The organism is Arsenophonus sp. PmNCSU2021_1, from assembly GCF_036919435.1.
Classification (GTDB): domain Bacteria; phylum Pseudomonadota; class Gammaproteobacteria; order Enterobacterales; family Enterobacteriaceae; genus Arsenophonus; species Arsenophonus nilaparvatae.
The window spans coordinates 266031-289032 of the sequence record NZ_JAZHPL010000004.1 but is presented as its reverse complement, the minus strand read 5'-3'; the positions used below and the strand labels follow the sequence as shown (position 1 = coordinate 289032).

Genomic DNA, 23002 nt, shown 5'->3' with positions numbered 1-23002 from the left:
TTGAAATCTAATAATAGTGATACAATCGCGATAATAAGTTCATATCTCACAAATTTATCAAAATTTACGATCCTATGAGCGATATTTTTACGCTTACGGCGAATATTTTCCTTTTATAGTTGATAAAAGGAAACCTAATCTAATACAGGAGCCAACATTTATGTCTTCACTGACGCCCGCTAGTGAAGTGATTTTACGCCATGATGAATACTTTATCGGCCGTCGTGTTTTAATCGCTGGTAACTTACAAGATAATATTAGCGCTGAAATGAGCGCTGAAATTTTACATATTTTAACTAATCAATATCACTACTGGTTATCATTTAACAAAGCGCTAGGCGAAAAAGCCCATTATGACTTAACGCTTGAAAAAACAGTGGCGAAACAATTTAATACACTGATCTATTTTTGGCCTAAAAACAAGCAAGAAGCCCATTTTCAACTACACAATATTTGCTCAGTTTTACCAGTAGGTAGTGATATTTTTATTGTTGGTGAAAATCGTAGTGGTGTAAATAGCTCCAATAAAATTCTAGAAGAAATAGGCAATGTACGCAAAATTGATGCAGCACGGCGTTGTAGTCTCTATTATTGCCAGCTAGAAAAACAACCACACTTTCATTTAAATGATTGGTGGAACATCTATAAGGTCGCTGATATAACTACCAAAACCCTACCTGGCGTATTTAGTCAACAAGCGCTGGATGCCGGTAGTCAACTACTTCTTTCTACATTTGATAAACCTATCAAGGGTAAATTATTAGATATCGCATCCGGCTCCGGTGTACTTGCAACGGTTATTGGCAAGAGAAACCCTGGCATAAAATTAACTCTCTGCGATACTCATGCTGCGGCGGTCACATCTTCTATTGAAACCATAAAAATAAATGGCTTAACTGGCGATGTTATAGCAAGTGATATCTACTCTGCGATTGAAGATAGTTACGACTGGATAATTTGCAACCCGCCGTTTCATGATGGATTAAAAACGGATTATTCAGCCGCTGAAGCAATCATCAAACAAGCATCAAATCATCTAAAACCAGGTGGAAAATTTAGAATGGTTGCCAATGCCTTCTTACCTTATCCAGATTGGTTAGATAAAGCGTTTGGTCGCCATGAAATACTTGCTCAAACAGGTAAATTCAAGGTTTATCAAGCCAGCAAATTTCGTTAAATCTGATACGATAAGTTTTTAGCAAAATAATTAATTATTTAAATAACATTGTTACCACTTTCGTTTTAAGTGAATGAGAGATGAGAATGGAAGTCGGTAACAATATTTAATTGCAACTTTATTTAGCATAAATAATTGATTTTCAAATGACAAAGTCCGATGAAGATAACGATTTAAATCATCTCTCTGTCATTGGTGTTTCAATTATTATTTAATGAATAACTAATTATATATTTTTATCACTTTCAGGATTAATTTGTTCAGCGCGGTTTTCACTTACATCTTCTAATACATGATAAGCGATAGCACAAAAAAGCGAATTTAATCTTTTCATATCCCCAAGTAAACTAACATGTAAGTTGCTGGTATCGAGACTTTCTACATTTAGCTTATGTAGGCGCTCAACATGCGCATAAGCATAACGTTGATTTAATAATCGGAATCGACGCGCATTATCTATGTCTCCAGATACGAATACCGACATAGCTAAACTCAAATTATTCTGTAATCGTTCCATCAGAGTATTCAGTTCTTTAGTACCGGCAGGGGAGAAAAAATGTTGCTTATCAAATATTTTTTTAACCACTTCTGTTGCCATACGATTAATGATGGTGGCTGATTGCTGTAAATTCAAAGCAGTATCAATAATTTCAGCCCAGCGACGAGAATCAGCTTCCCCTAGTTGATTTTGCTGAATTTGAGCCAAATAGAGTTTAATACTACTATGTAGCATATCGATCTCTTCTTCCAGGTGTACAATATAACGCCGCTGTATTTTATTGCCCTTTAGAACTTCAGCCAAACGTTGAACCATTTGCTCAACAATATCCCCCATACGTAGTGTCTCTCTTACCGCATTGGCAATCGCTAATGAAGGTGTCTCCAACGCCGCTTTGTCTAAATAACGAGGTGCAAAAACCTCGACCTCTACAGGGGAAATAGGAATAAGACGTTGACATAAACGCGACATGAATTCGACAAATGGCAGCATTACTAAACAACGCAGTAAATTATAAAATACATGAAAATAGATCACCACTTCAGAGGCATTAAAATTATAATGACCAATCCAGGCAGCTAATGGTTTAATCCAGGGTAAAATCATTATTGCACCAATAAGCTTGAATAATAAACTGCCTAAAACCACTTGCCGTGCCGATCCGCTTTGCTGGCTACTACCTATCATAGCTAATAAACCACTACCGATATTAGAGCCAATAACAATCGAGAGGCTAATATAAAGCGGTACGAGTCCGGCTACACTTAATGTTGCTGTCAACAAAACCGCTGCCAGACTGGAATAGGTGAACATAGCAAATACCGCACCAACTAGTAGTGCTAAAATGGTATCACCGCTTAAAGAGGTAAAAATTGCTTGGATAGCGGATGCATGAGTAATTGGTGTTGCTGAACCAACAATAAGCTTTAAAGCTAATAAAATCAGACCTAGGCCAATCGCAACTCGCCCTAATTGACCAGAACGATTTTTTTTCTGACTAAGAAAAGTAATGACACCAAATAAAATTAACAATGGTGATAACCATGCCAAATCAAAAGTTAACACCCGGTCCATTATCGCAGTACCGACGTCAGCACCCAACATAATAACCATAGCTGGCGTGATAGAAATTAACCCTTGTGTCACAAAAGAAATAACTAATAATACCGTCGCATTACTACTTTGTACTAAAGCAGTGACACCAATACCCGCCAAAAATGCGCGCGATTTTTTACCGATACTTTTGCCTAATATTCGGCGTAAATCGCTACCGAAAACTCGCATAATACCAGTTCGGACAATATATGTGCCCCATACCAATAAAGCCACTGATGATAATAATTCAATTAATGTTAACATTAATTATCCATACTATTTGTCTACAACTAATTATATTCATATTGACTCTTTTATATTAGCATTTGCAACCATTTGTTCACTTTATTTAAATATGCTTTATTAAAAAATGTTATTTTTTCTTTTAATAAAAATGATATCAACTTTCTTTTAACGACGATACAAAAAATTGCCACTGTTTGTTTAAACAAACAGTGGCAAACATTATTCATTACTTGGGAAATTTATTTAATATCCATAAAATATTTCATTGTAAAGCAAAAAACTATTTGATCCATTAAATGCATCACATTTGTCGAGTAAGAATACTAAACTCTGGTATAAGTTTAACATCTAGATCATCGATTTATTTTAAAATAATAATGAGCATTATGATATTTTCTCATTACCACGAGTTTCGCACGGGCATATAAAATTCTAGAAATGGCTTCAGAACAATAATTAATCTGTAACTTGCTAAGACGTATAAATTTACTTAAATTACAATAAGTTATTTTTAATTTATGAGATTTTTTCTATTTATATATTATGCTGAATTAAACTTAAAAATAGAGCGTTTTTTTATTGGTGCGAAACTCGTGACGGTTATACATACCTAAATGAATAATATCATCAATATCAGGAAAGGCTATATATTTACCTGTAGCAATATTCATTCCCACATTACGTGCGACAGATACGCCGAGATTTTCCTGATGTAAAATCTTAGTATTCGGAAATCGCTCTATACATTCCTCTAATAATAAAGTGCTATTATCCGTTGAACCATCATTGACTAAAATAAGTTCCCAGTTTTCTAATTTTTGTTGTTCAAGACAATTAAAAAATTTTGGTAAAAATGGTTCGCCATTAAATACAGCAACAACAATACTTAGCATCGATTCAGCTAACATATGTTTACCTTAATCATTATCCTTTTTTTGAGGTTATTTAATCTTATATCAAATATTCAATAGATAAATGTTTATAGGCTCAATTTTGTTAAAAAATAGAATAATAATGTCGCTAATATCAAATAAATATATTACAAGATAATTCGCGTAATTAATTATGAACAAATGAAATTATTAAAATTAATATAAATATCACTTTTATTATTGATATAAAAAATTGCATTAGTATTAAAGTCGTTATGCAAGTTTTATATTGAATATAGCTATTTTTCAGATAAAAAAAGCCACCTTAATTAGGTGGCCTTAATATTTTAAGCTTAGCAGTTCCATACTCTCACATGGGGAGACCCCACACTACCATCGGCACTACGGCATTTCACTTCTGAGTTCGGCATGGGGTCCGGTGGGACCACCGCGCTATTACCGCCAGACAAATTCTTTTCTATTTATCCCGTCTTATTTCGCTGCCTTACAGTCTGCTCACCTACCTCAGTAGCGAACACACCTCGGCCTTCAGTAAAATCCGACCAGATTCAATCTCAAAACAAGCTAAAATTCTCTCTCTCAAAACACCTTCGGTGTTGTCAGGTTAAGCCTCTCGGGTCATTAGTACTGGTTAGCTCAACGTATCGCTACGCTTACACACCCAGCCTATCTACGTCCTCGTCTCGAACACCCCTTATAGGACATTACTGTCAGGGAAGACTCATCTTGAGGCAAGTTTCCCGCTTAGATGCTTTCAGCGGTTATCTCTTCCGCACTTAGCTACCAGGCGATGCCATTGGCATGACAACCTGTACACCAGTGGTGCGTCCACTCCGGTCCTCTCGTACTAGGAGCAGCCCCCCTCAATCTTCCTTCGCCCACGACAGATAGGGACCGAACTGTCTCACGACGTTCTAAACCCAGCTCGCGTACCACTTTAAATGGCGAACAGCCATACCCTTGGGACCTACTTCAGCCCCAGGATGTGATGAGCCGACATCGAGGTGCCAAACACCGCCGTCGATATGAACTCTTGGGCGGTATCAGCCTGTTATCCCCGGAGTACCTTTTATCCGTTGAGCGATGGCCCTTCCATTCAGAACCACCGGATCACTAAGACCTACTTTCGTACCTGCTCGCGCCGTCACGCTCGCAGTCAAGCTGGCTTATGCCTTTGCACTAACCTCACGATGTCCGACCGTGATTAGCCAACCTTTGTGCTCCTCCGTTACGCTTTGGGAGGAGACCGCCCCAGTCAAACTACCCACCAGACACTGTCCTCAGCCCGGATTACGGGCCCAAGTTAGAACATCAAACATTAAAGGGTGGTATTTCAACGTTGGCTCCATGCAGACTGGCGTCTACACTTCAAAGCCTCCCACCTATCCTACACATCAAGGCTCAATGTTCAGTGTCAAGCTATAGTAAAGGTTCACGGGGTCTTTCCGTCTTGCCGCGGGTACACTGCATCTTCACAGCGAGTTCAATTTCACTGAGTCTCGGGTGGAGACAGCCTGGCCATCATTACGCCATTCGTGCAGGTCGGAACTTACCCGACAAGGAATTTCGCTACCTTAGGACCGTTATAGTTACGGCCGCCGTTTACTGGGGCTTCGATCAAGAGCTTCGCCTTACGGCTTACCCCATCAATTAACCTTCCAGCACCGGGCAGGCGTCACACCGTATACGTCCACTTTCGTGTTTGCACAGTGCTGTGTTTTTAATAAACAGTTGCAGCCAGCTGGTATCTTCGACTGGCTTCAGCTCCGGATGCTAGACCCTTCACCTAATGCCAGCGTGCCTTCTCCCGAAGTTACGGCACCATTTTGCCTAGTTCCTTCACCCGAGTTCTCTCAAGCGCCTGAGTATTCTCTACCTAACCACCTGTGTCGGTTTGGGGTACGATTAATGATTACCTATCGCTTAGAGGCTTTTCCTGGAAGCTGGGCATCAACTACTTCACCACCTTGGTGGCTCGTCATCACGTCTCAGTGTTGTAGCAGTGCGGATTTGCCTACACTACCCACCTACTCGCTTAAACCGGGACAACCGTCGCCCGGATAGCCTAGCCTTCTCCGTCCCCCCTTCGCAGTAACCCTTAGTACGGGAATATTAACCCGTTTCCCATCAACTACGCTTTTCAGCCTCGCCTTAGGGGTCGACTTACCCTGCCCCGATTAACGTTGGACAGGAAACCTTGGTCTTTCGGCGAGCGGGTTTTTCACCCGCTTTATCGTTACTTATGTCAGCATTCGCACTTCTGATACCTCCAGCAGACCTCTCAGTGCACCTTCTACGGCTTACAGAACGCTCCCCTACCCAACAACATCTAAATGTCGCTGCCGCAGCTTCGGTGCATGGTTTAGCCCCGTTACATCTTCCGCGCAGGCCGACTCGACCAGTGAGCTATTACGCTTTCTTTAAATGATGGCTGCTTCTAAGCCAACATCCTGGCTGTCTAAGCCTTCCCACTTCGTTTCCCACTTAACCATGACTTCGGGACCTTAGCTGGCGGTCTGGGTTGTTTCCCTCTTCACGACGGACGTTAGCACCCGCCGTGTGTCTCCCGTGATAACATTCTTCGGTATTCGTAGTTTGCATCGGGTTGGTAAGTCGGGATGACCCCCTAGCCGAAACAGTGCTCTACCCCCGAAGATGAATTCACGAGGCGCTACCTAAATAGCTTTCGGGGAGAACCAGCTATCTCCCGGTTTGATTGGCCTTTCACCCCCAGCCACAAGTCATCCGCTAATTTTTCAACATTAGTCGGTTCGGTCCTCCAGTTAGTGTTACCCAACCTTCAACCTGCCCATGGCTAGATCACCGGGTTTCGGGTCTATACCCTGCAACTTAACGCCCAGTTAAGACTCGGTTTCCCTACGGCTCCCCTATGCGGTTAACCTTGCTACAGAATATAAGTCGCTGACCCATTATACAAAAGGTACGCAGTCACACCCTTTCAGGTGCTCCCACTGCTTGTACGTACACGGTTTCAGGTTCTATTTCACTCCCCTCGCCGGGGTTCTTTTCGCCTTTCCCTCACGGTACTGGTTCACTATCGGTCAGTCAGGAGTATTTAGCCTTGGAGGATGGTCCCCCCATATTCAGACAGGATAACACGTGTCCCGCCCTACTCTTCGAGTTCACAACACTTACCGTTTCAGATACGGGGCTATCACCCTTTATTGCTGGCCTTTCCAGACCCTTCTCCTGCGGTAAATATTGATGTTGACTCTGGGCTGCTCCCCGTTCGCTCGCCGCTACTGGGGGAATCTCGGTTGATTTCTTTTCCTCGGGGTACTGAGATGTTTCAGTTCCCCCGGTTCGCCTCGTTTGACTATGAATTCATCAAACGATAGTGCATTAATGCACTGGGTTTCCCCATTCGGACATCGCCGGCTAGTACGCTTCATATCAGCTTACCGACGCTTTTCGCAGATTAGCACGTCCTTCATCGCCTCTGACTGCCTAGGCATCCACCGTGTACGCTTCATTCGCTTAACCTCACAACCCGAAGGTGTCTCTTATCAAATAATACACAGGCGTCATGGCTGCGCCGTGCGAAATTTTTTGTTGTGCGGTGCTCGTCATGCTCACGTACTTATGTACGCTGCGCTGACTGCGCGCCTACGCCGCAAATTTCACCCTGCTCGCCATGCCACTCGTCTGCCTATTTGAATAACACTTCAAATTGGAGTTTGAGAGTTCTCCACATTATTTTTTCAATAATGTGTGTTTCAATTTTCAGCTTGTTCCAGATTGTTAAAGAGCATTATTATTCGCAGCATACTATTGCCAGCCTGCTCTGAATAACTTTTTTCTATTTTTATCTTGCAATATGGTGGAGCTAAGCGGGATCGAACCGCTGACCTCCTGCGTGCAAAGCAGGCGCTCTCCCAGCTGAGCTATAGCCCCATTAAGATTGTCGTATCATTACACCTTACTGCTAACCTTGCCTTTCAGCCACTTCCGTCAGCAATGTTGGTAGGCCTGAGTGGACTTGAACCACCGACCTCACCCTTATCAGGGGTGCGCTCTAACCACCTGAGCTACAAGCCTAATGATACCTTCTGCTCAATCTTCATCAGACAATCTGTGTGAACACTCACATTCCATCTATCTAGGTAAGGAGGTGATCCAACCGCAGGTTCCCCTACGGTTACCTTGTTACGACTTCACCCCAGTCATGAATCACAAAGTGGTAAGCGCCATCCAAAAAGGTTAAGCTACCTACTTCTTTTGCAACCCACTCCCATGGTGTGACGGGCGGTGTGTACAAGGCCCGGGAACGTATTCACCGCGACATGCTGATCCGCGATTACTAGCGATTCCGACTTCATGGAGTCGAGTTGCAGACTCCAATCCGGACTTCGACGTACTTTCTGAGTTCCGCTTCCCATCGCTGGCTCGCCTCTCTCTGTATACGCCATTGTAGCACGTGTGTAGCCCTACTCGTAAGGGCCATGATGACTTGACGTCATCCCCACCTTCCTCCGGTTTATCACCGGCAGTCTCCTTTGAGTTCCCGACACTATTCGCTGGCAACAAAGGATAAGGGTTGCGCTCGTTGTGGGACTTAACCCAACATTTCACAACACGAGCTGACGACAGCCATGCAGCACCTGTCTCAGCGCTCCCGAAGGCACTCCTCTATCTCTAAAGGATTCGCTGGATGTCAAGAGTAGGTAAGGTTCTTCGCGTTGCATCGAATTAAACCACATGCTCCACCGCTTGTGCGGGCCCCCGTCAATTCATTTGAGTTTTAACCTTGCGGCCGTACTCCCCAGGCGGTCGATTTAACGCGTTAGCTCCGGAGGCCACAGTTCATGACCACAACCTCCAAATCGACATCGTTTACAGCGTGGACTACCAGGGTATCTAATCCTGTTTGCTCCCCACGCTTTCGCACATGAGCGTCAGTCTTTGTCCAGGGGGCCGCCTTCGCCACCGGTATTCCTCCACATCTCTACGCATTTCACCGCTACACATGGAATTCTACCCCCCTCTACAAGACTCTAGCTAACCAGTCTTGAATGCCATTCCCAGGTTAAGCCCGGGGATTTCACATCCAACTTAATTAGCCGCCTGCGTGCCCTTTACGCCCAGTAATTCCGACTAACACTCGCACCCTCCGTATTACCGCGGCTGCTGGCACGGAGTTAGCCGGTGCTTCTTCTGTCGCTAACGTCAATTGCTAAGGTTATTAACCTTAACACCTTCCTCACGACTGAAAGTACTTTACAACCCGAAGGCCTTCTTCATACACGCGGCATGGCTGCATCAGGCTTGCGCCCATTGTGCAATATTCCCCACTGCTGCCTCCCGTAGGAGTCTGGGCCGTGTCTCAGTCCCAGTGTGGCTGATCATCCTCTCAGACCAGCTAGAGATCGTCGCCTAGGTGAGCCATTACCCCACCTACTAGCTAATCTCATATGGGTTCATCCGAAGGTGTGAGGCCAGAACGGTCCCCCACTTTGCTCCTTAGAGATTATGCGGTATTAGCCACCGTTTCCAGTGGTTATCCCCCGCCTTCGGCCAGATCCCCATACCTTACTCACCCGTCCGCCGCTCGCCGGCAAGGAAGCAAGCTTCCTTCCGCTGCCGCTCGACTTGCATGTGTTAGGCCTGCCGCCAGCGTTCAATCTGAGCCATGATCAAACTCTTCAATTAAAAGCTTGATGCTCAAAGAATGTTTTACTGACCGTAACGCCCTTTTGTTCAACCCGCTTTGCCGATGTTTGACCACCTTCGCCGCTGCCGTCCAAAATAACGTTACTGCATATTAGTTCATATATGAATTAACTGTTTGTCACTCTTCAAGACTTTAAAATCAAATATTTTTTGATGATGTCTTGCGAGTGCCCACACAGATTGTCTGATTAATTGTTAAAGAGCGTCCGACCTGAGCCGCGAGGTGGCGTATATTACGCTTTTCACCTGTAAAGTCAAGTAGTTATTTCTACTTTTCTTTACCCTGCGTCAAGAAAATTCAATTCGATTTGATTCGTTCTATACTGACTCAGTGGGGGCGCATTATAGGCAGTTTTACGCAGCTAGCAAGCAATAATTTGTAAACTTTAGTCGTTTGCTCTTTTTTTCGACAAAAAGCAGAAAAAATAGCAATTTTTAATCAAATTTTTATTTAAGCGCATTAAATTCACGCGCAAAGTATTCGACTTTTTGCCAATCAGTATATTCAACCTCTTTATTTGTATTCGTTTCTCCACCTGTTATTTTCATAATAAATTGGATCATAATACGATCTAACCATTTATATTGGGGATAACGTAGTGCTCCGGCAAACACATTAGTAATAGTTGGTTGCCACGGAATTTTAGCTAAAAATTTACGTACATAAACATTTGTGTCAGGTGTATCTTTGCCCTGTTTTCTGGCCGTTAAATTAACGCCAAAAAATGCACTTGGCATAGTATTCAACTCTTTTTGGTGATTTTGCACAAAACTCAACACTGCAGGATTAAAATGACCATAACGGATTGAAGCACCGACTAATACTTTTTGGTAGACAGAAAGATTAAAATTTTTATCCATATTTAAATCTCTAACATCACATTGCTTACCTTCTTTACGTAAATATTCAGTAATTTTAAGTATTATTTTTTTAGTCTGACCATTTTCACCAGAATAAAGTAGCAAATAGCTCATGTGTTACCTATAAAATTATATAAATGATTATTCCCGCCAAAAGGTTAGAGTGAAAAGAACAAGTAAAGTGAACACTTCCAATCGACCAAATAACATAGTGACTATTAGGATCCATTTTCCCGTTGGATTCATGGTAGTAAAGTTTTCAGCTACCGAGCCTAATCCTGGCCCTAAATTATTCAGTGTTGCCGCAATTGCGGCAAAAGCTGAAAACTCATCTACACCGGTAGCAATTAACAATAATAAACTTATAATAAAAACCAATGCATAAGCAGAAAAAAAACCCCAAACAGCTTCAATAATACGTTCAGGTAATGCCCTGGAGCCTAATTTTATCGTGTAAACAGCATTTGGATGTACTAACCGTTTTAACTCCCGTAAACCCTGCAAGAATAATAGTAAAATTCGAATAACTTTTAATCCACCTCCGGTTGATCCTGCACACCCACCGACAAAAGCAGCACAAAGTAACAATATCGGTAGAAAAAGCGGCCAATTTGCAAACCCATCGGTACTAAAACCGGCTGTTGTTGCGACAGAGACAACCTGAAAAAAGGCTTGATCAAATGTTTGTAATAGAGAGTCATAAACTGAATAATATAGAAGTACTAACGTACAAATGATTATCAAAACTATTTGAAAACCGATAAATACTCTAAATTCAGGATCACGCCAGTAAATTGTCAGACTACGACCAGATAATACGGCAAAATGAAGACCAAAATTACAGCCAGAAATCAGCAAAAAAATAGCAATAATGGTATTAATAGCAGGGCTATTAAAGTAGCCAATACTTTGGTCATGAGTAGAAAATCCACCAATAGCGACAGTAGAAAAACTATGGGAGATAGCATCAAAAACATCCATGCCAGCGCCCCATAATGCTATCGCGCAGACTATAGTAAGCAAAACATAGATTAACCAAAGTGTCTTTGCCGTTTCTGCAATCCTTGGACGCATTTTATTGTCTTTAAGTGGGCCAGGCATTTCTGCCCGATAAAGCTGCATTCCACCTACACCTAATAAAGGTAATATGGCTACCGCTAAAACAATAATTCCCATACCACCTAACCACTGTAGCATCTGTCGATAAAAGAGTATTGCTTTGGGTAAAGTGTCTAACCCAACCAATGTGGTTGCTCCAGTTGTTGTTAAACCGGAAAAAGATTCAAAAAAAGCATCGGTAACCGAAAGATGAGGCCGATCAGAAAAAATAAAAGGTAGTGCTCCAACACTACCTAACACGGTCCAAAAAAGGGCGACTATCAGAAAACCTTCTTTAGGTTTTAGATCATGTCGATTATTTCTATTTGGTATCCATAGTAACAATCCGATAATTAATGCCGCAACAAAAGTTTGGCTAAAGGCGCGCCCTGCTCCATCTCGATAAATCAATGCCACTATGCCGGGAATAATCATAGTGACAGAAAATAAGATAACAAGTAGCCCAACAATTCGGGTTATTGCTCGAAAATGCATGAGTGGTTCCTTGAGAATCTAGTCATAACATTAAGATTTAGGGGTTAAATTTAATGCGCCTCTACTTAAATTACGTAATTTATCCGCAAACTTTTGTTCAACATTGATAGGTAGTGAAATTTCTAATATCACATTTTCACTATATTCTCGCGCTAGGATCTGCCCTGCTGATTGTTGTATTAATTGCTCAATCATTTTTATATGCACATATTCACAATGTATTAAATAATATTTTTGTAGCACTTTTTGCTGGGTGTTTAAGAGGTTAAGTGCATGTTGAACACTGTTACCATAAGCTCTAACCAAGCCCCCAGTTCCCAATTTAATACCGCCAAAATAACGCACCACAACGACAGTAATTTCACCAATATGGCTAGCTAATAACTGAGTGATCATCGGCTTACCTGCCGTTCCTGTTGGCTCACCATCATCGGAAAAGCCTAATTTTTGGCAATCATCAGGCCTACCAGCAACATAGGCCCAACAATGATGGCGAGCATCAGGGTATTTATGTTTGATAGTTTGGATAAAATTTTTTGCTTCTGCAATTCCATCAGTATGTTCCAAATAAGTAATGAAACGGCTTTTTTTAATCTCTTCGGTAACAACAACCGACTCTGCGGGTATCAAAATAAGCATTCATTATTTTAAATGTAAATTACGTGTCATATTTTCAACTTTATTCTCATATATGATGATATTATCTTCGATACGAATACCACCATAGGGCATAAAGGACGCAATTTTAGACCAGTTAAAATATTTACTAAACGATCCTTCGCGCAAAGGAGCTAATAGTGTCTCCATGAAGTAGAGACCAGGTTCAATAGTTAATACCATACCAGGTTGTAAGATCCGAGTACAACGTAAGAAAGGATAACATTCTGGTGCAGCCAAAGACTTTCCCGTTTCATCCTGCATCAATCCACCAACATCATGAACTTGTAATCCCAAAAGATGGCCTAAGCCATGCGGGAAAAATGGTGTTGTAAGGCCTTTTTCTATCATTGTCTCTACACTGATATTGCAAATAATGCCATGATCTAGCAATAAAGATGCAATATGTTGATGCATCTGTTGATGATATTCAGTATAGCGAATACCGGTTTTAATTGTATCGATCAATATCTGCTGTTTACTATCCAAGCCGTTAATCAAATTAGCAAATTCATCATTATTTTTAGCCGCATAAGTACGCGTAATATCTGCTGCATAACCGTGATATTCAGCGCCCGCATCAATTAAAAAAACTATACATTTTCTTTGGTGGCTGATACTTCAATTTAGTGTAGTGGAGTACTGAACAATTTTCATTGAGTGCAATAATATTACTGTATGGCACATCGATATCTCGCTGACCTGTTGCCTGCAAGTAACTAACATTAATATCAAATTCACTCGCTCCCTGATAGAAATCCTCACTAGCGGCATGATGATCAGCTATTGCCATTTTCTGCGCTTGTTGTAAGCAACTCAATTCATAATTGGTCTTATAAGCCCGATGAAAATAATCTAATACCGATTTGCGATTAATATTAATCGCTGAAATACCTAATTCTTTAGCTAGATCAATAGATTCACCAATATAACCAGTATGTTTTTTATCTAACTGAAATAACCATTTTTTAATATCATTAGCCTCCTTTAAATGGAACAACTCAAACTCTTTTAGCCAAAAGCTGTCCGGTAGAGGATCAATACTATGCCAATAATCAATTGGAGAATAAAACCACAGTTTAGGTTTGCTAACTCCATCAACTAATAACCAACAATGGGCAATTTGAGTAATAGGTAGCCAAGCTTTGAAATGTGGATTAGCTTTGAATGGATAATGGTAGTCATCAAGAAAAACGCCTTTCGGCTCTCCAGAATGGATAAGTAAGGCATTCAATTTATTATTTTTCAAAACATTCTGGGTACGTTGCTGTAATGTTTTAATATGTTCTTGATATTGACTAGCAAAATTTTCCATTTTTAGTTCACCTGTTATTTTTATCTCTAATATTCAGCAAAATATCAGATTAAATATTATCATTAATTTAATAAATGCTTTTCCCCAACTAAAGTGTCTCATTTTTATCAATAAAAACAAATAAGTAAGTATTAGCGCGGTTTTCAATAACCCATACAATTTGTGTGATCAGGCTAGCATATTTTTTATACTTAATTTGCATTTTTTTAACAAAAAAATCACACTGCTAATCCCTGGTCGTACCAGATGAAAATCATAGGAGAACAGTATGCTCTATCAAAGTAATACTATTCAGGTTGACTGGATAAAACCCGGTATCGCAAAATTGGTATTTAATTCGCCAAATACCATTAATAAATTTGATTTAGAAACCGTTGATTCACTAAACAAAGCTATTGATTCACTGGAAAACAAAAAGATCCTAAGTCAATTAAAAGGGCTTATTCTGATTTCACAAAAACCCACTTTTATTGTTGGTGCAGATATTAAACAATTTCTCTCGCTCACGAGTTTCGCACAAAACTAATTTGGGTACGCTAATAAAACACGGATTTGCTCAGTAATAGCACTTTTGATTACGTCCCAATTTTGTTGATAAAGGGTTATTTTTTCAGATATACGACGTTTATGTTGTTCAAACCACGCAGAAATAGCGAGAAAAATATGATTTCTTTGCGCTCGGCTCGTGCGAGCCTGACAGCGTTCAATACCACAGTTTTGTTTAACTTCTCGATGATAAACTTCAACAGACCAACGGGTATCCATGATAGATTTGAGGTATTGACGGGTGGGATTCTCTTTGTTTGTTACTATGTAATCAATACGGCCGTTTTTGGCTGTAAATTTGAAAACGGTTACCCAACCATATCCTCGCAAGTGTATTGACGTTCCTTCTTCTGAGATGTCTAACTTGTTCAGTTGTTTGTTATGGTTAACAATCCTATTTTTCCTCAGCGTGTTTACCCAGATCCAACCATGAGAGCGAATTGATTTCAGGTTATCCAGGCTAGAATACCAAGCATCCATCACTACGGCTTCTGGCATGATCCCTCTTTTTTTAGCAAGAGTGAGCATTTCGGAAAAGTGCGTGTTTTTTGTTTTTCCATCAGAATCTTTATCATAACCTGAGTTCGGGATAAGAAATAAAGAGAAAGTCTTGATATTCAAATAGTTGAATGAGCCTGTTTTGTTAAAATACTCTAACAGTCTGGTTAAAGAGTAGAGCATTGTTAAACAATTATGGAAAATCTTACTGAACTTTATTGCCTGATGGATGATTTTTGCAAAGACTTCGAGCCAAAAATGCATGAATATTTGCTGACTAACGGTACTAAGCGTCGTAGACGGTCTACTCAGCTTTCGTTGGCGGAAATGATGACACTGGTTGTGTTGTTTCATCAACTCCGATTCAGGCAATTCAAGGTATTTTATCTCTATTATGTCCGCTTATATCTCCGGAAGGAATTTCCTAACTTGCCATCCTATTCACGCTGTGTAGAGTTACTTCCGCGTAGTGCCTTAGCGTTAACGGCACTGTTTGAGTCAATTAAGGGAAAATGCACGGGGCTATCGGTTGCCGATTCTACTCCGATAGCGGTGTGTGATAACTTACGGATCCGCAGACATAAAGTCTTCAATGGGATAGCTGAACGGGGAAAAAATTCAACAGGTTGGTTCTTTGGTTTCAAGCTTCATGTAATTATCAATCATTTGGGGGAAATACTCAGTTTTCGACTCACACCAGGAAACACCGATGATCGGAAACCATTGCCTGAGCTGACAAAGGATCTTTCTGGTTGTTTGTACGCAGATAAAGGGTATTTATCGGCTTCACTGAAACAGCAACTCAAAACGATGGGAATTAGCCTTATAACGAATATCAAGAAGAAAATGAAGCCTATTAAACAGACTTGTTTCGACAAAGCCATCTTGCGTCATCGTTCTGTCATTGAAACGGTATTTGATGAGTTAAAAAATCTTTGTCAAATAGAGCATACGCGACATCGCTCTCCGGCTAACTTTGTAGTGAATTTATTAGGCGGACTGGTTGCATATTGTTTAATGCCATCTAAACCAAAGATACCTGTTGCAGGTACGTATCTTCAAGTATAATTGATAATGCTTATCCCGAACTCAGGTTATCATAAATCCGATAATTGACACGAGTTTCGCACAGGCGTATAAAATACTAGAAATGGCTTAAAATCGATGATTAATCTTCAAGTTACTAAAACACATAAATTTTATTAAATTACAATAAGTTGCTTTTGATTTATAAGATTCTCTATTTAAATCTCATTAATTTCAAATTAAAAATTAATAATCAATAATTTAAATAACATTCATGTATCTATTTTATTTTTATATACACAGTTATGTACAAATTATTTTTTCACCCCCCGTGTGCTATCTTTGCCACACTACCAAAAACAAAACCGCTATCTCTCACAAAGCCACTTACACGCAACCAACAACTAATGGTTAACAACTTCCCTCAACGCTGTTAATATGATGCCCCTTAAATGAGGCTGTTTGTTAAGAGTGAATAATGATTAATAAAAACGAGTTTGAAGCTACTAAATTGGTAACGAAAGTTATTAATCTGTCTGAGAAAGAATTAAGGTATTCAAACGATGTCTTTAATGTAGCTTATGGAGTAGATAAAAACTTTCTATTTGGAACTGGAGTCTCTATCACTTCGATACTAATGCATAACAAAGATATAGATTTTCATTTTCATGTTTTTACTGATTTTTTTGATGACGAGCAAGAAAGTTTATTCTCACAACTAGCAAAAAAATATAATACCAAAATAACGATATATCTTCTTGAATGCGAAGAACTGAAAAAGCTGCCAACAACCAAAAATTGGTCACATGCTACTTATTTTAGATTAATTCTTGTCGATTACTTATCCTCAATAATTGACAAATTACTTTATCTAGACGCTGATATTGTCTGTAAAGGTAATATAACTTTTCTTACTAAAATTAATTTCAGTGAAACCCAAATTGCAGCAGTTGTTGCTGATAGAGCTAAAAGAAATATGTCACCAGAAACATCTGGTTTAAATAAAAATTATTTCAACACCGGACTAATGTTAATTAGCACTTCTCAGTGGTTTAAATTAGATGTTTCAAATAAAGCCATTGAATTGTTATCCAAAAAAAAATTACCTTATCTAGATCAAGATGCTTTGAATTTAATCTTGATTGACAAGACGATTTTTATCGACTCAAAATGGAACACTTTTTGTAAAATTGATTACGAGTTAAGAAAAAAAAATCAAAGAATAAATGACAGTGTTGTCTTTATTCATTACATAGGATTTACCAAACCTTGGCACGAATGGGCAACAAATTACCCTTCATCAAAACATTTCCTTGATGCTAAAAATGTTTCCCCATGGATGAGAATCCCTCAAATAAAAGCTAATAAATCACATTTATTTAAATACCAATACAAACATACCTTATATCAAAAAAAATACCTCACAGCTCTTCTGGCGTATTTTATTTATCTATGGAGAAAAATATTTATCTAATATATTTTGCTTAATTGATGTGGTAATCAATCAGGTTTTTCAGGCCAAACTATATTATCTGCTGTTGATGTATCTATACGATTAACTAATACCCGATATTTTTTCCAGGCTATCAGTCGTTTTTCCTCTTCTTCGGTCGCCATATCTAAATCTATGGCATCTTGAAGAGGAGCAATTTCAATAGTGGCATCATATAATTTTTGTTGTTTGATGCCTTCCAATTTATGTCTTTTTGCTAAATTTTCAGCTTCAACATCCTTGACCCATTTTTCACCATCCCAGACATCAAATTCGCTTTTAGGGGTTGATGATGTTAAATATTCCGGTACTTTTCCCAATTTAACAATGGTGACAGATTGACGGTTTTTCGTATCAAATAGCACCAAGCCTCGATGATCTTCGTGATATTCCCATTCCTGATTTTGTTCATTAAAAACAACAGCGAAACCTTCTTTTTTATCAATCGGTTTCTTCTCGGTATGAAAAGGCAATATATCATGCGTTTCATCCGTGTAAGCATCACAAGGACCAAGCAACTCATGTGTATCGCTCGTGTAAGTATAGGCTTTAAAAATTCTGAACATGTTGATTCCTTAGCTAATCCTGTACCAACCCATCAAAGTAACAAAAGCATTGGTGATATTAATTTCGCTACCATTTCCCATCTTTCCGGTTGTACCTGAAACAGTATGTGAATGTGGACCAAGAGTAACAGTATGGGCGTGGGCACCTGCTGAATTTGTACTCAATGTACCCCATGCACCGCCATTACCTGAGGTGGAATAAGATCCTCCTCCATCTGCTTTAGATTTGTTGTAAGTATGCACGTGATCACCCGTTGCATTCGTATTTTTATTACCATAATCATAGCTACTGGTAGTTGCTGAAAAAGTGTGCCCATGCGCGGGTAATTGTGCTTCGGTTAGCTTAATAGCGTCAGCGCCTCCGGTAGTTAATACATTAGAACCATCGGATTTTGCTAAACGAATGGTTTTATTTTCACCAATGTATTGCCACTTCGTATTAGGAAATAAGGTATTGGGGTTTTTATTCTGCGCAAACCACAGCACAACTCCGACTGGATAAATACCGTCAATACTCACCGTTTTCGCCAAGTCATAAGCAATTTTGACCGCTTTGGGGGTGGCAGCCAGCGTTTCATCATCGCTATTCGTGGCGCTACTAAGTTTCGTTATCCCTGCCACGGTTTTTGTGGCGGCGGGTACGGTATTATTCACATTTTTCGATAAGGCACTGATGAGTCCGGCTTTCAGTTTATCGACGTTGCCGTCGTCGAGTACATCACTGTTATTGGTTTCCGCAATAAACTGTGCCACCACGTGCGCTATCATCGATGCCTGCCGCCAGACGGTGTTAAGTTCCTGTGAACGCGCAACACCTGCACTAAACCCGTTATTGCGGGCGGTGAGTTTCTGATACTCCTCTGCTGGCAATACGTTAGCGCCGTCTGCGATACCAAACGGTAATATTTCATTTTTTGCCATCTTGTTTCCTATAATTTGACTGACCAGCTTCCCGTATCAAATCCGTCGATATAACGATTGTTGACATCAAAGCCAAAAATGCCGTTATCCCCCTCTGAACCGGTATAGGCGTTGAGTCTTACCCCTTCGGGCTTGATGTTAAGATACCCCTGTTTGATAACCGCTTTTGTCACTTCCGGTATCACCCCACCGGTCAGATACACATCCATCGACATATCTTGATTGTCGATAAAAAAGATTTTTACCGTTTCATCAGGAATGACACCCTGATAAATTTCTGAGAGCATCTCGCTTGTGCCATCCCAGTGATTCGCGCGTATTTTTGCTCTTAAAATGAAGCGATAGGTTTCATCATCCAGTTCGGTAAAACCACTGTCAGCATCAAAGCGCCGTTTCCAGCTCCCCTGGTCAAAGCCGACCTTTTCGGTATCCAGTGAAAAATAGACGCCTTTTATCGGCGTTTTGACAAAACGTGATAAGCCTATCCATTCGCCGACGGCATCCAGTTGTTTACCTGTTGCTGTATCAATACTGAAAAAGGCATTAAGCTGTGAGGCTAAGGCTGCAATATCACTTAGCGCGCGCGTCATCAGCGCAATATGTTGCGTAAACTTTTCAGCTGGACGATGTTGCGGGGTTATGTATTCGGTGTAATCTCTCATGAGGTCACCACTAGTTTGACGTTATTCTCACGACAACTAACGGCTTCATTAAAAGCCACCATCAAGTTTTCTTCTTTGACCGCTTCTTCTGTTCGTCCGATTTTTATTGCTGTGATATCGAAGGTTTTACCCTCTTCGTCACTAGGCAGATTCGCGGGCGAATAGAGGCGGGTCAGATACAAGTTGTCGCCAATGAGTTGCTGGTTAATATATTCCGATACTTTCTGCCGGATTTTATCGCCGGTGAGCGTGGTAAATCCTAAAAACGCCGTTAAGTCGATTTCAACATGCACATCAACCGTTTTAGGGCGGGAAAACCGAATCGTGATAGGCATATCGTAACGGTCTTTGACCGTTACCGTTGTATCGCCATAAGTGCCCGCGCCCGGTGTTTTCTTTTGCGCGATTGCGTTGGCAATCGTGGTGACATCGCCACCATCGACTATCATGGCGATTGAATGCGCAAAAATACCGTTTTTATCGGTTTCACCGGTGTCATTTTCAAAACCGCGTTGTCTTGTCACCCCTGATATCAAGCTAATCGCGCCCTGTATACCTTCCAGTACGGTGCGTGACGGCAGTGATACCGATTTTCGTTGTCGCTCCCGTAGCTGGTTATCCGTTTCAATCGGTCTGCCTTGCGTGGCGGGTTTGGGATTATTCACCGTCTGCCATCCTCGCGTAGGCGTGGCTATCTCGGTAATTTCGCCTACTAATGCGGTGACCTTCCCCTTAACCAGACAAACGGCAGTGACAGTAGTTTCGCCGTGCGTATCGAGCGTAACCGTTTCCGGTAACCGCCAGATATTGCCGTTTTTATCGCGTACACGGCCATTTTTTATCACCGTACCCACCTGACCCGTTAATACAACATCCACATTCGAATAACCCGATGCATGGCGTGAAATGCCATTAATGGCGACATTATTTGATAGTGCAGCGCCTTTACCCGTGCTTGGGCTAAAACTGTTGTAGGTGGCGATAAGCGCATTATTGGCATCGTGAATGGCGAGCGCGTAAATGGCTATCATCTGGCCGTCTTTGCTATCCGGCGTTAAATACGCATCCTGCCCATAAATTTCATGAAAAAAATCGGTTAATCGCATCAGTATGGTCTGATAATCCGGCGCACTGATGCCGTCGTCAGTCACTTTCGCTGACAACGCTAACGTATCAAGATTTAACATTATGCCTCGTAGGTAAAAGAAGTTTCGCCGTATTGGGTTTGTACTTTTGCCGTGATAGTCAGTTTTCGGGGGGGTGAATTTTGATTGACATTGAAATCGGATAACGTGGTTACGCCCTGCGTATCCAGTATGCGCTGTTTGATAGTCATACCGTAGGCCTCCAAATAAGGCTTACCTAATACCGATTGCAACCAGGGCATCCCTTCTTCGCTGTCTAAAAACCATTGTCCCTGCCAGAGGGACAAGCGGGTTTTAATCGCCAGGGCGACGGCATCAGGGCTGTTGGTTAAAAATGTGTTATCCCCTTGACCAAAACTATAGTCGCTATTGCTTGTTTCTCGTCGATAACGCATCAATTTACCTCACCTGAACTCTCCCCACCGGCTTTGACGCCTTTGTGGGTATGTGTTTCATCAATCCTTTTGCCATTAGATGTCAATGTGCCGAAAAATTCAATCGCACCGGTAATTTTTGCGGCCACACCGGAGGCCGTTGAACCGACCATGCCGCCCAACCAACTGAGTAATCCTTTAATGGTCACCCTCTCCGAAAAAATAGCATCTGGGGTGACGATTTCAAGCCCGTTTGGTGCAACAATTTTAATCTTTTGTGTCGTCGGGTTTACTTCAAAATAGGTTGCGCCATCGTCACTTCTTAACTGCATCGCATCCGTGCTAATTTGACGTATCTTCTGTTTTTGTGATTGCACACCGATAAAAGCGAAGGCATCCGATAAATCATGCTGTCTGGGATCAATCGCTTCTTGTATCACGCCATTTTGCCACCAAAAATCAATGCATCTATCCGCAAAGACCACCAGACACTCATCACCGCTTTTGATGGGGAAGGTCATTGTCACACCGCCCCCGCGTGGGAATATTACCGGCACATCAACTAGCAGGGGCAAATTCACCGACTGCACCTGTCCTTGGCTATCGGTCAAGGCTCCCTTTATCGCTGGCTGTACAACACAAGTGACTTTACTCGCATCGAATGATTGAACAATACACGGCATTGCGACGCGAAGTTGAGAAGAAATCGCATGACTGAAGACTTTAAGTAGTTGTTGTTGGTCACCGATACGCTCTGATACGGAAATAGTCATTATCCCACCTTTTTAATATCGATTCGGTCATTTGATCCCTTGGCAATACACACCAAATCCATATACCACGGCTTGCCGCGCGTATCACCGGTATACGTGATGTTTTTCACAATATAATCCCCATCGGTGGAAAGACTGGCCGGTTGTGAAACAGCGCCTTGGGTTTGCCGTAAGCCGCCGTCATCGTTTTCGCTTAACTTGCTGTACCCCAAAGCGATATCGCTGTTAGGCAACATCGTGCGATAGATTAACGCCTGATCAAGACGGATAAGTCCATTGATTTGAATATTTGGATTAATCAAACAACGCACATTGACCCCCGCCTCAATCGTTTGCTGCGGCAAGCCAATCAAGCCAGTGGCGCTATTAAGCACTATTGCCTCTTGAATGTACTTATTTTCTGGCACCATCACAAGCTGCCCGTTAATGTATTGCCATGAGGCAAGGCATTGCCCCGCCAGATTATCTGCGGCATCTCTGACCATGCCAAAATAGGTTTTTCCCCGCGGAAAACGGGTACTATCAAACTCAGGTGTAACCCCTTTGACAATCCCATAAGGGGCAAGCCCTGTGAGTAACGCATTGTGTTGCTCTGCCTGTGTATGGCCTGCGCTTAAGGTAGTATTTAACGTGGCGTAGTCATATGCCTCATGAGAATCAATCGCCTGAACAATAACAAACGTGTCAGTAGGATTATCTCTACCTGAAATCGTGTAGCGGATTTTTCCAGTAAATATCAGACCCGTATTATCCTGATACCCCGCCATAAGCTGAATGTTAACAAACTCCTTCGCCTGAATTTGACTGACGGTTTCTTTTCTCAGATTCCAGACTTTAAAGACACCCGTGCGAGGATAGCGTGTATCCGACCAGGTAATATTGAAGGTGGTGCGAAAATCCGATAACTCAATGCCTTCACCCTTTTCATCGGACACAATCAGTGAGCATTTTCGTATCCAGTTTTTTAACATA

General features: G+C 41.2%; 14 protein-coding genes, 2 tRNA genes, 3 rRNA genes and 4 pseudogenes. 4 read left to right on the top strand and 19 right to left on the bottom strand.

The features are described 5' to 3' along the window. Positions 1-160: 160 nt before the first annotated feature. Positions 161-1177 (top strand): 16S rRNA (guanine(1207)-N(2))-methyltransferase RsmC, encoded by a 1017-nt coding sequence (rsmC, locus tag V3224_RS05990; protein WP_334469278.1) that lies wholly within the window; start codon positions 161-163, stop codon positions 1175-1177. 226 nt (positions 1178-1403) lie between these two features. Here rsmC and V3224_RS05985 read toward each other — a convergent pair whose 3' ends face one another. From V3224_RS05985 to pepQ, 11 genes and pseudogenes are all read right to left on the bottom strand, one after another. Beyond that, positions 1404-3035 (bottom strand): Na/Pi cotransporter family protein, encoded by a 1632-nt coding sequence (locus V3224_RS05985; RefSeq protein WP_334469276.1) that lies wholly within the window; start codon positions 3033-3035, stop codon positions 1404-1406. A 584-nt stretch (positions 3036-3619) separates the two neighbouring features. Then, positions 3620-3925, bottom strand: a pseudogene (locus V3224_RS05980) (glycosyltransferase); the annotation flags it as partial. Between the two features lie 315 nt (positions 3926-4240). Then, positions 4241-4356: ribosomal RNA gene (gene rrf / locus V3224_RS05975) — 5S ribosomal RNA — on the bottom strand. Between the two features lie 154 nt (positions 4357-4510). After that, positions 4511-7414 (bottom strand): 23S ribosomal RNA (locus V3224_RS05970). 335 nt (positions 7415-7749) lie between these two features. Then, positions 7750-7825 (bottom strand) — tRNA-Ala (locus tag V3224_RS05965). Positions 7826-7892: 67 nt separating this feature from the next. Beyond that, a tRNA-Ile gene (locus tag V3224_RS05960) sits at positions 7893-7969 on the bottom strand. Between the two features lie 66 nt (positions 7970-8035). Further along, positions 8036-9580: ribosomal RNA gene (locus V3224_RS05955) — 16S ribosomal RNA — on the bottom strand. The 16S, 23S and 5S rRNA genes sit together here with 2 tRNA genes alongside, the layout of an rRNA operon. 468 nt (positions 9581-10048) lie before the next feature. Further along, the gene (hemG, locus tag V3224_RS05950) at positions 10049-10576 is read right to left on the bottom strand and encodes a menaquinone-dependent protoporphyrinogen IX dehydrogenase (protein WP_334469274.1); all 528 of its coding nucleotides are present in this window, start codon (positions 10574-10576) and stop codon (positions 10049-10051) included. A 27-nt stretch (positions 10577-10603) separates the two neighbouring features. After that, positions 10604-12055 carry a Trk system potassium transporter TrkH gene (gene trkH / locus V3224_RS05945; RefSeq protein ID WP_334469272.1) on the bottom strand — a complete coding sequence of 484 codons (1452 nt, stop codon included), beginning with the start codon at positions 12053-12055 and terminating at the stop codon, positions 10604-10606. 30 nt (positions 12056-12085) lie between these two features. Further along, a complete protein-coding gene (locus V3224_RS05940) occupies positions 12086-12694 on the bottom strand; it encodes an IMPACT family protein (protein ID WP_334469270.1) in 609 nt (202 codons plus the stop codon). Positions 12695-12697: 3 nt separating this feature from the next. Further along, positions 12698-14027, bottom strand: a pseudogene (gene pepQ / locus V3224_RS05935) (Xaa-Pro dipeptidase). 268 nt (positions 14028-14295) lie between these two features. Here pepQ and fadB point away from each other — a divergent pair. Next, positions 14296-14532 (top strand): annotated as a pseudogene (gene fadB / locus V3224_RS05930) (fatty acid oxidation complex subunit alpha FadB); the annotation flags it as partial. 17 nt (positions 14533-14549) lie between these two features. On the opposite strand, the pseudogene V3224_RS05925 reads toward fadB, so the two are convergent. After that, positions 14550-15155 (bottom strand): annotated as a pseudogene (locus V3224_RS05925) (transposase); the annotation flags it as partial. A 111-nt stretch (positions 15156-15266) separates the two neighbouring features. Between V3224_RS05925 and V3224_RS05920 the strand changes: the two are divergent. Continuing rightward, positions 15267-16139 carry an IS982 family transposase gene (locus V3224_RS05920; protein WP_334467716.1) on the top strand — a complete coding sequence of 291 codons (873 nt, stop codon included), beginning with the start codon at positions 15267-15269 and terminating at the stop codon, positions 16137-16139. A 436-nt stretch (positions 16140-16575) separates the two neighbouring features. After that, positions 16576-17571 (top strand): glycosyltransferase, encoded by a 996-nt coding sequence (locus tag V3224_RS05915; RefSeq protein ID WP_334469266.1) that lies wholly within the window; start codon positions 16576-16578, stop codon positions 17569-17571. Between the two features lie 26 nt (positions 17572-17597). On the opposite strand, the gene V3224_RS05910 is transcribed toward V3224_RS05915, so the two are convergent. The 7 genes from V3224_RS05910 to V3224_RS05880 are packed head-to-tail and all read right to left on the bottom strand — an operon-like array spanning position 17598 to position 23001. Further along, entirely contained in the window at positions 17598-18155 is a 558-nt protein-coding gene (locus V3224_RS05910) for a tail fiber assembly protein (protein ID WP_334469264.1), read from the bottom strand. Positions 18156-18164: 9 nt separating this feature from the next. Further along, a complete protein-coding gene (locus V3224_RS05905; RefSeq protein ID WP_334469262.1) occupies positions 18165-19076 on the bottom strand; it encodes a tail fiber protein in 912 nt (303 codons plus the stop codon). A gap of 8 nt (positions 19077-19084) precedes the next feature. Further along, the gene (locus V3224_RS05900; RefSeq protein WP_334469260.1) at positions 19085-19738 is read right to left on the bottom strand and encodes a DUF2612 domain-containing protein; all 654 of its coding nucleotides are present in this window, start codon (positions 19736-19738) and stop codon (positions 19085-19087) included. After that, entirely contained in the window at positions 19735-20928 is a 1194-nt protein-coding gene (locus V3224_RS05895) for a baseplate J/gp47 family protein (protein ID WP_334470320.1), read from the bottom strand. Before V3224_RS05895 ends, V3224_RS05900 begins: the two co-directional genes overlap by 4 nt. Further along, entirely contained in the window at positions 20925-21278 is a 354-nt protein-coding gene (locus tag V3224_RS05890) for a hypothetical protein (RefSeq protein ID WP_334470318.1), read from the bottom strand. Before V3224_RS05890 ends, V3224_RS05895 begins: the two co-directional genes overlap by 4 nt. After that, positions 21278-22030 (bottom strand): Gp138 family membrane-puncturing spike protein, encoded by a 753-nt coding sequence (locus V3224_RS05885; RefSeq protein ID WP_334469258.1) that lies wholly within the window; start codon positions 22028-22030, stop codon positions 21278-21280. The genes V3224_RS05890 and V3224_RS05885 overlap by 1 nt, the downstream gene beginning before the upstream one ends. Next, positions 22030-23001 (bottom strand): phage protein, encoded by a 972-nt coding sequence (locus V3224_RS05880; RefSeq protein ID WP_334469256.1) that lies wholly within the window; start codon positions 22999-23001, stop codon positions 22030-22032. The genes V3224_RS05885 and V3224_RS05880 overlap by 1 nt, the downstream gene beginning before the upstream one ends. Position 23002 lies beyond the last annotated feature (1 nt).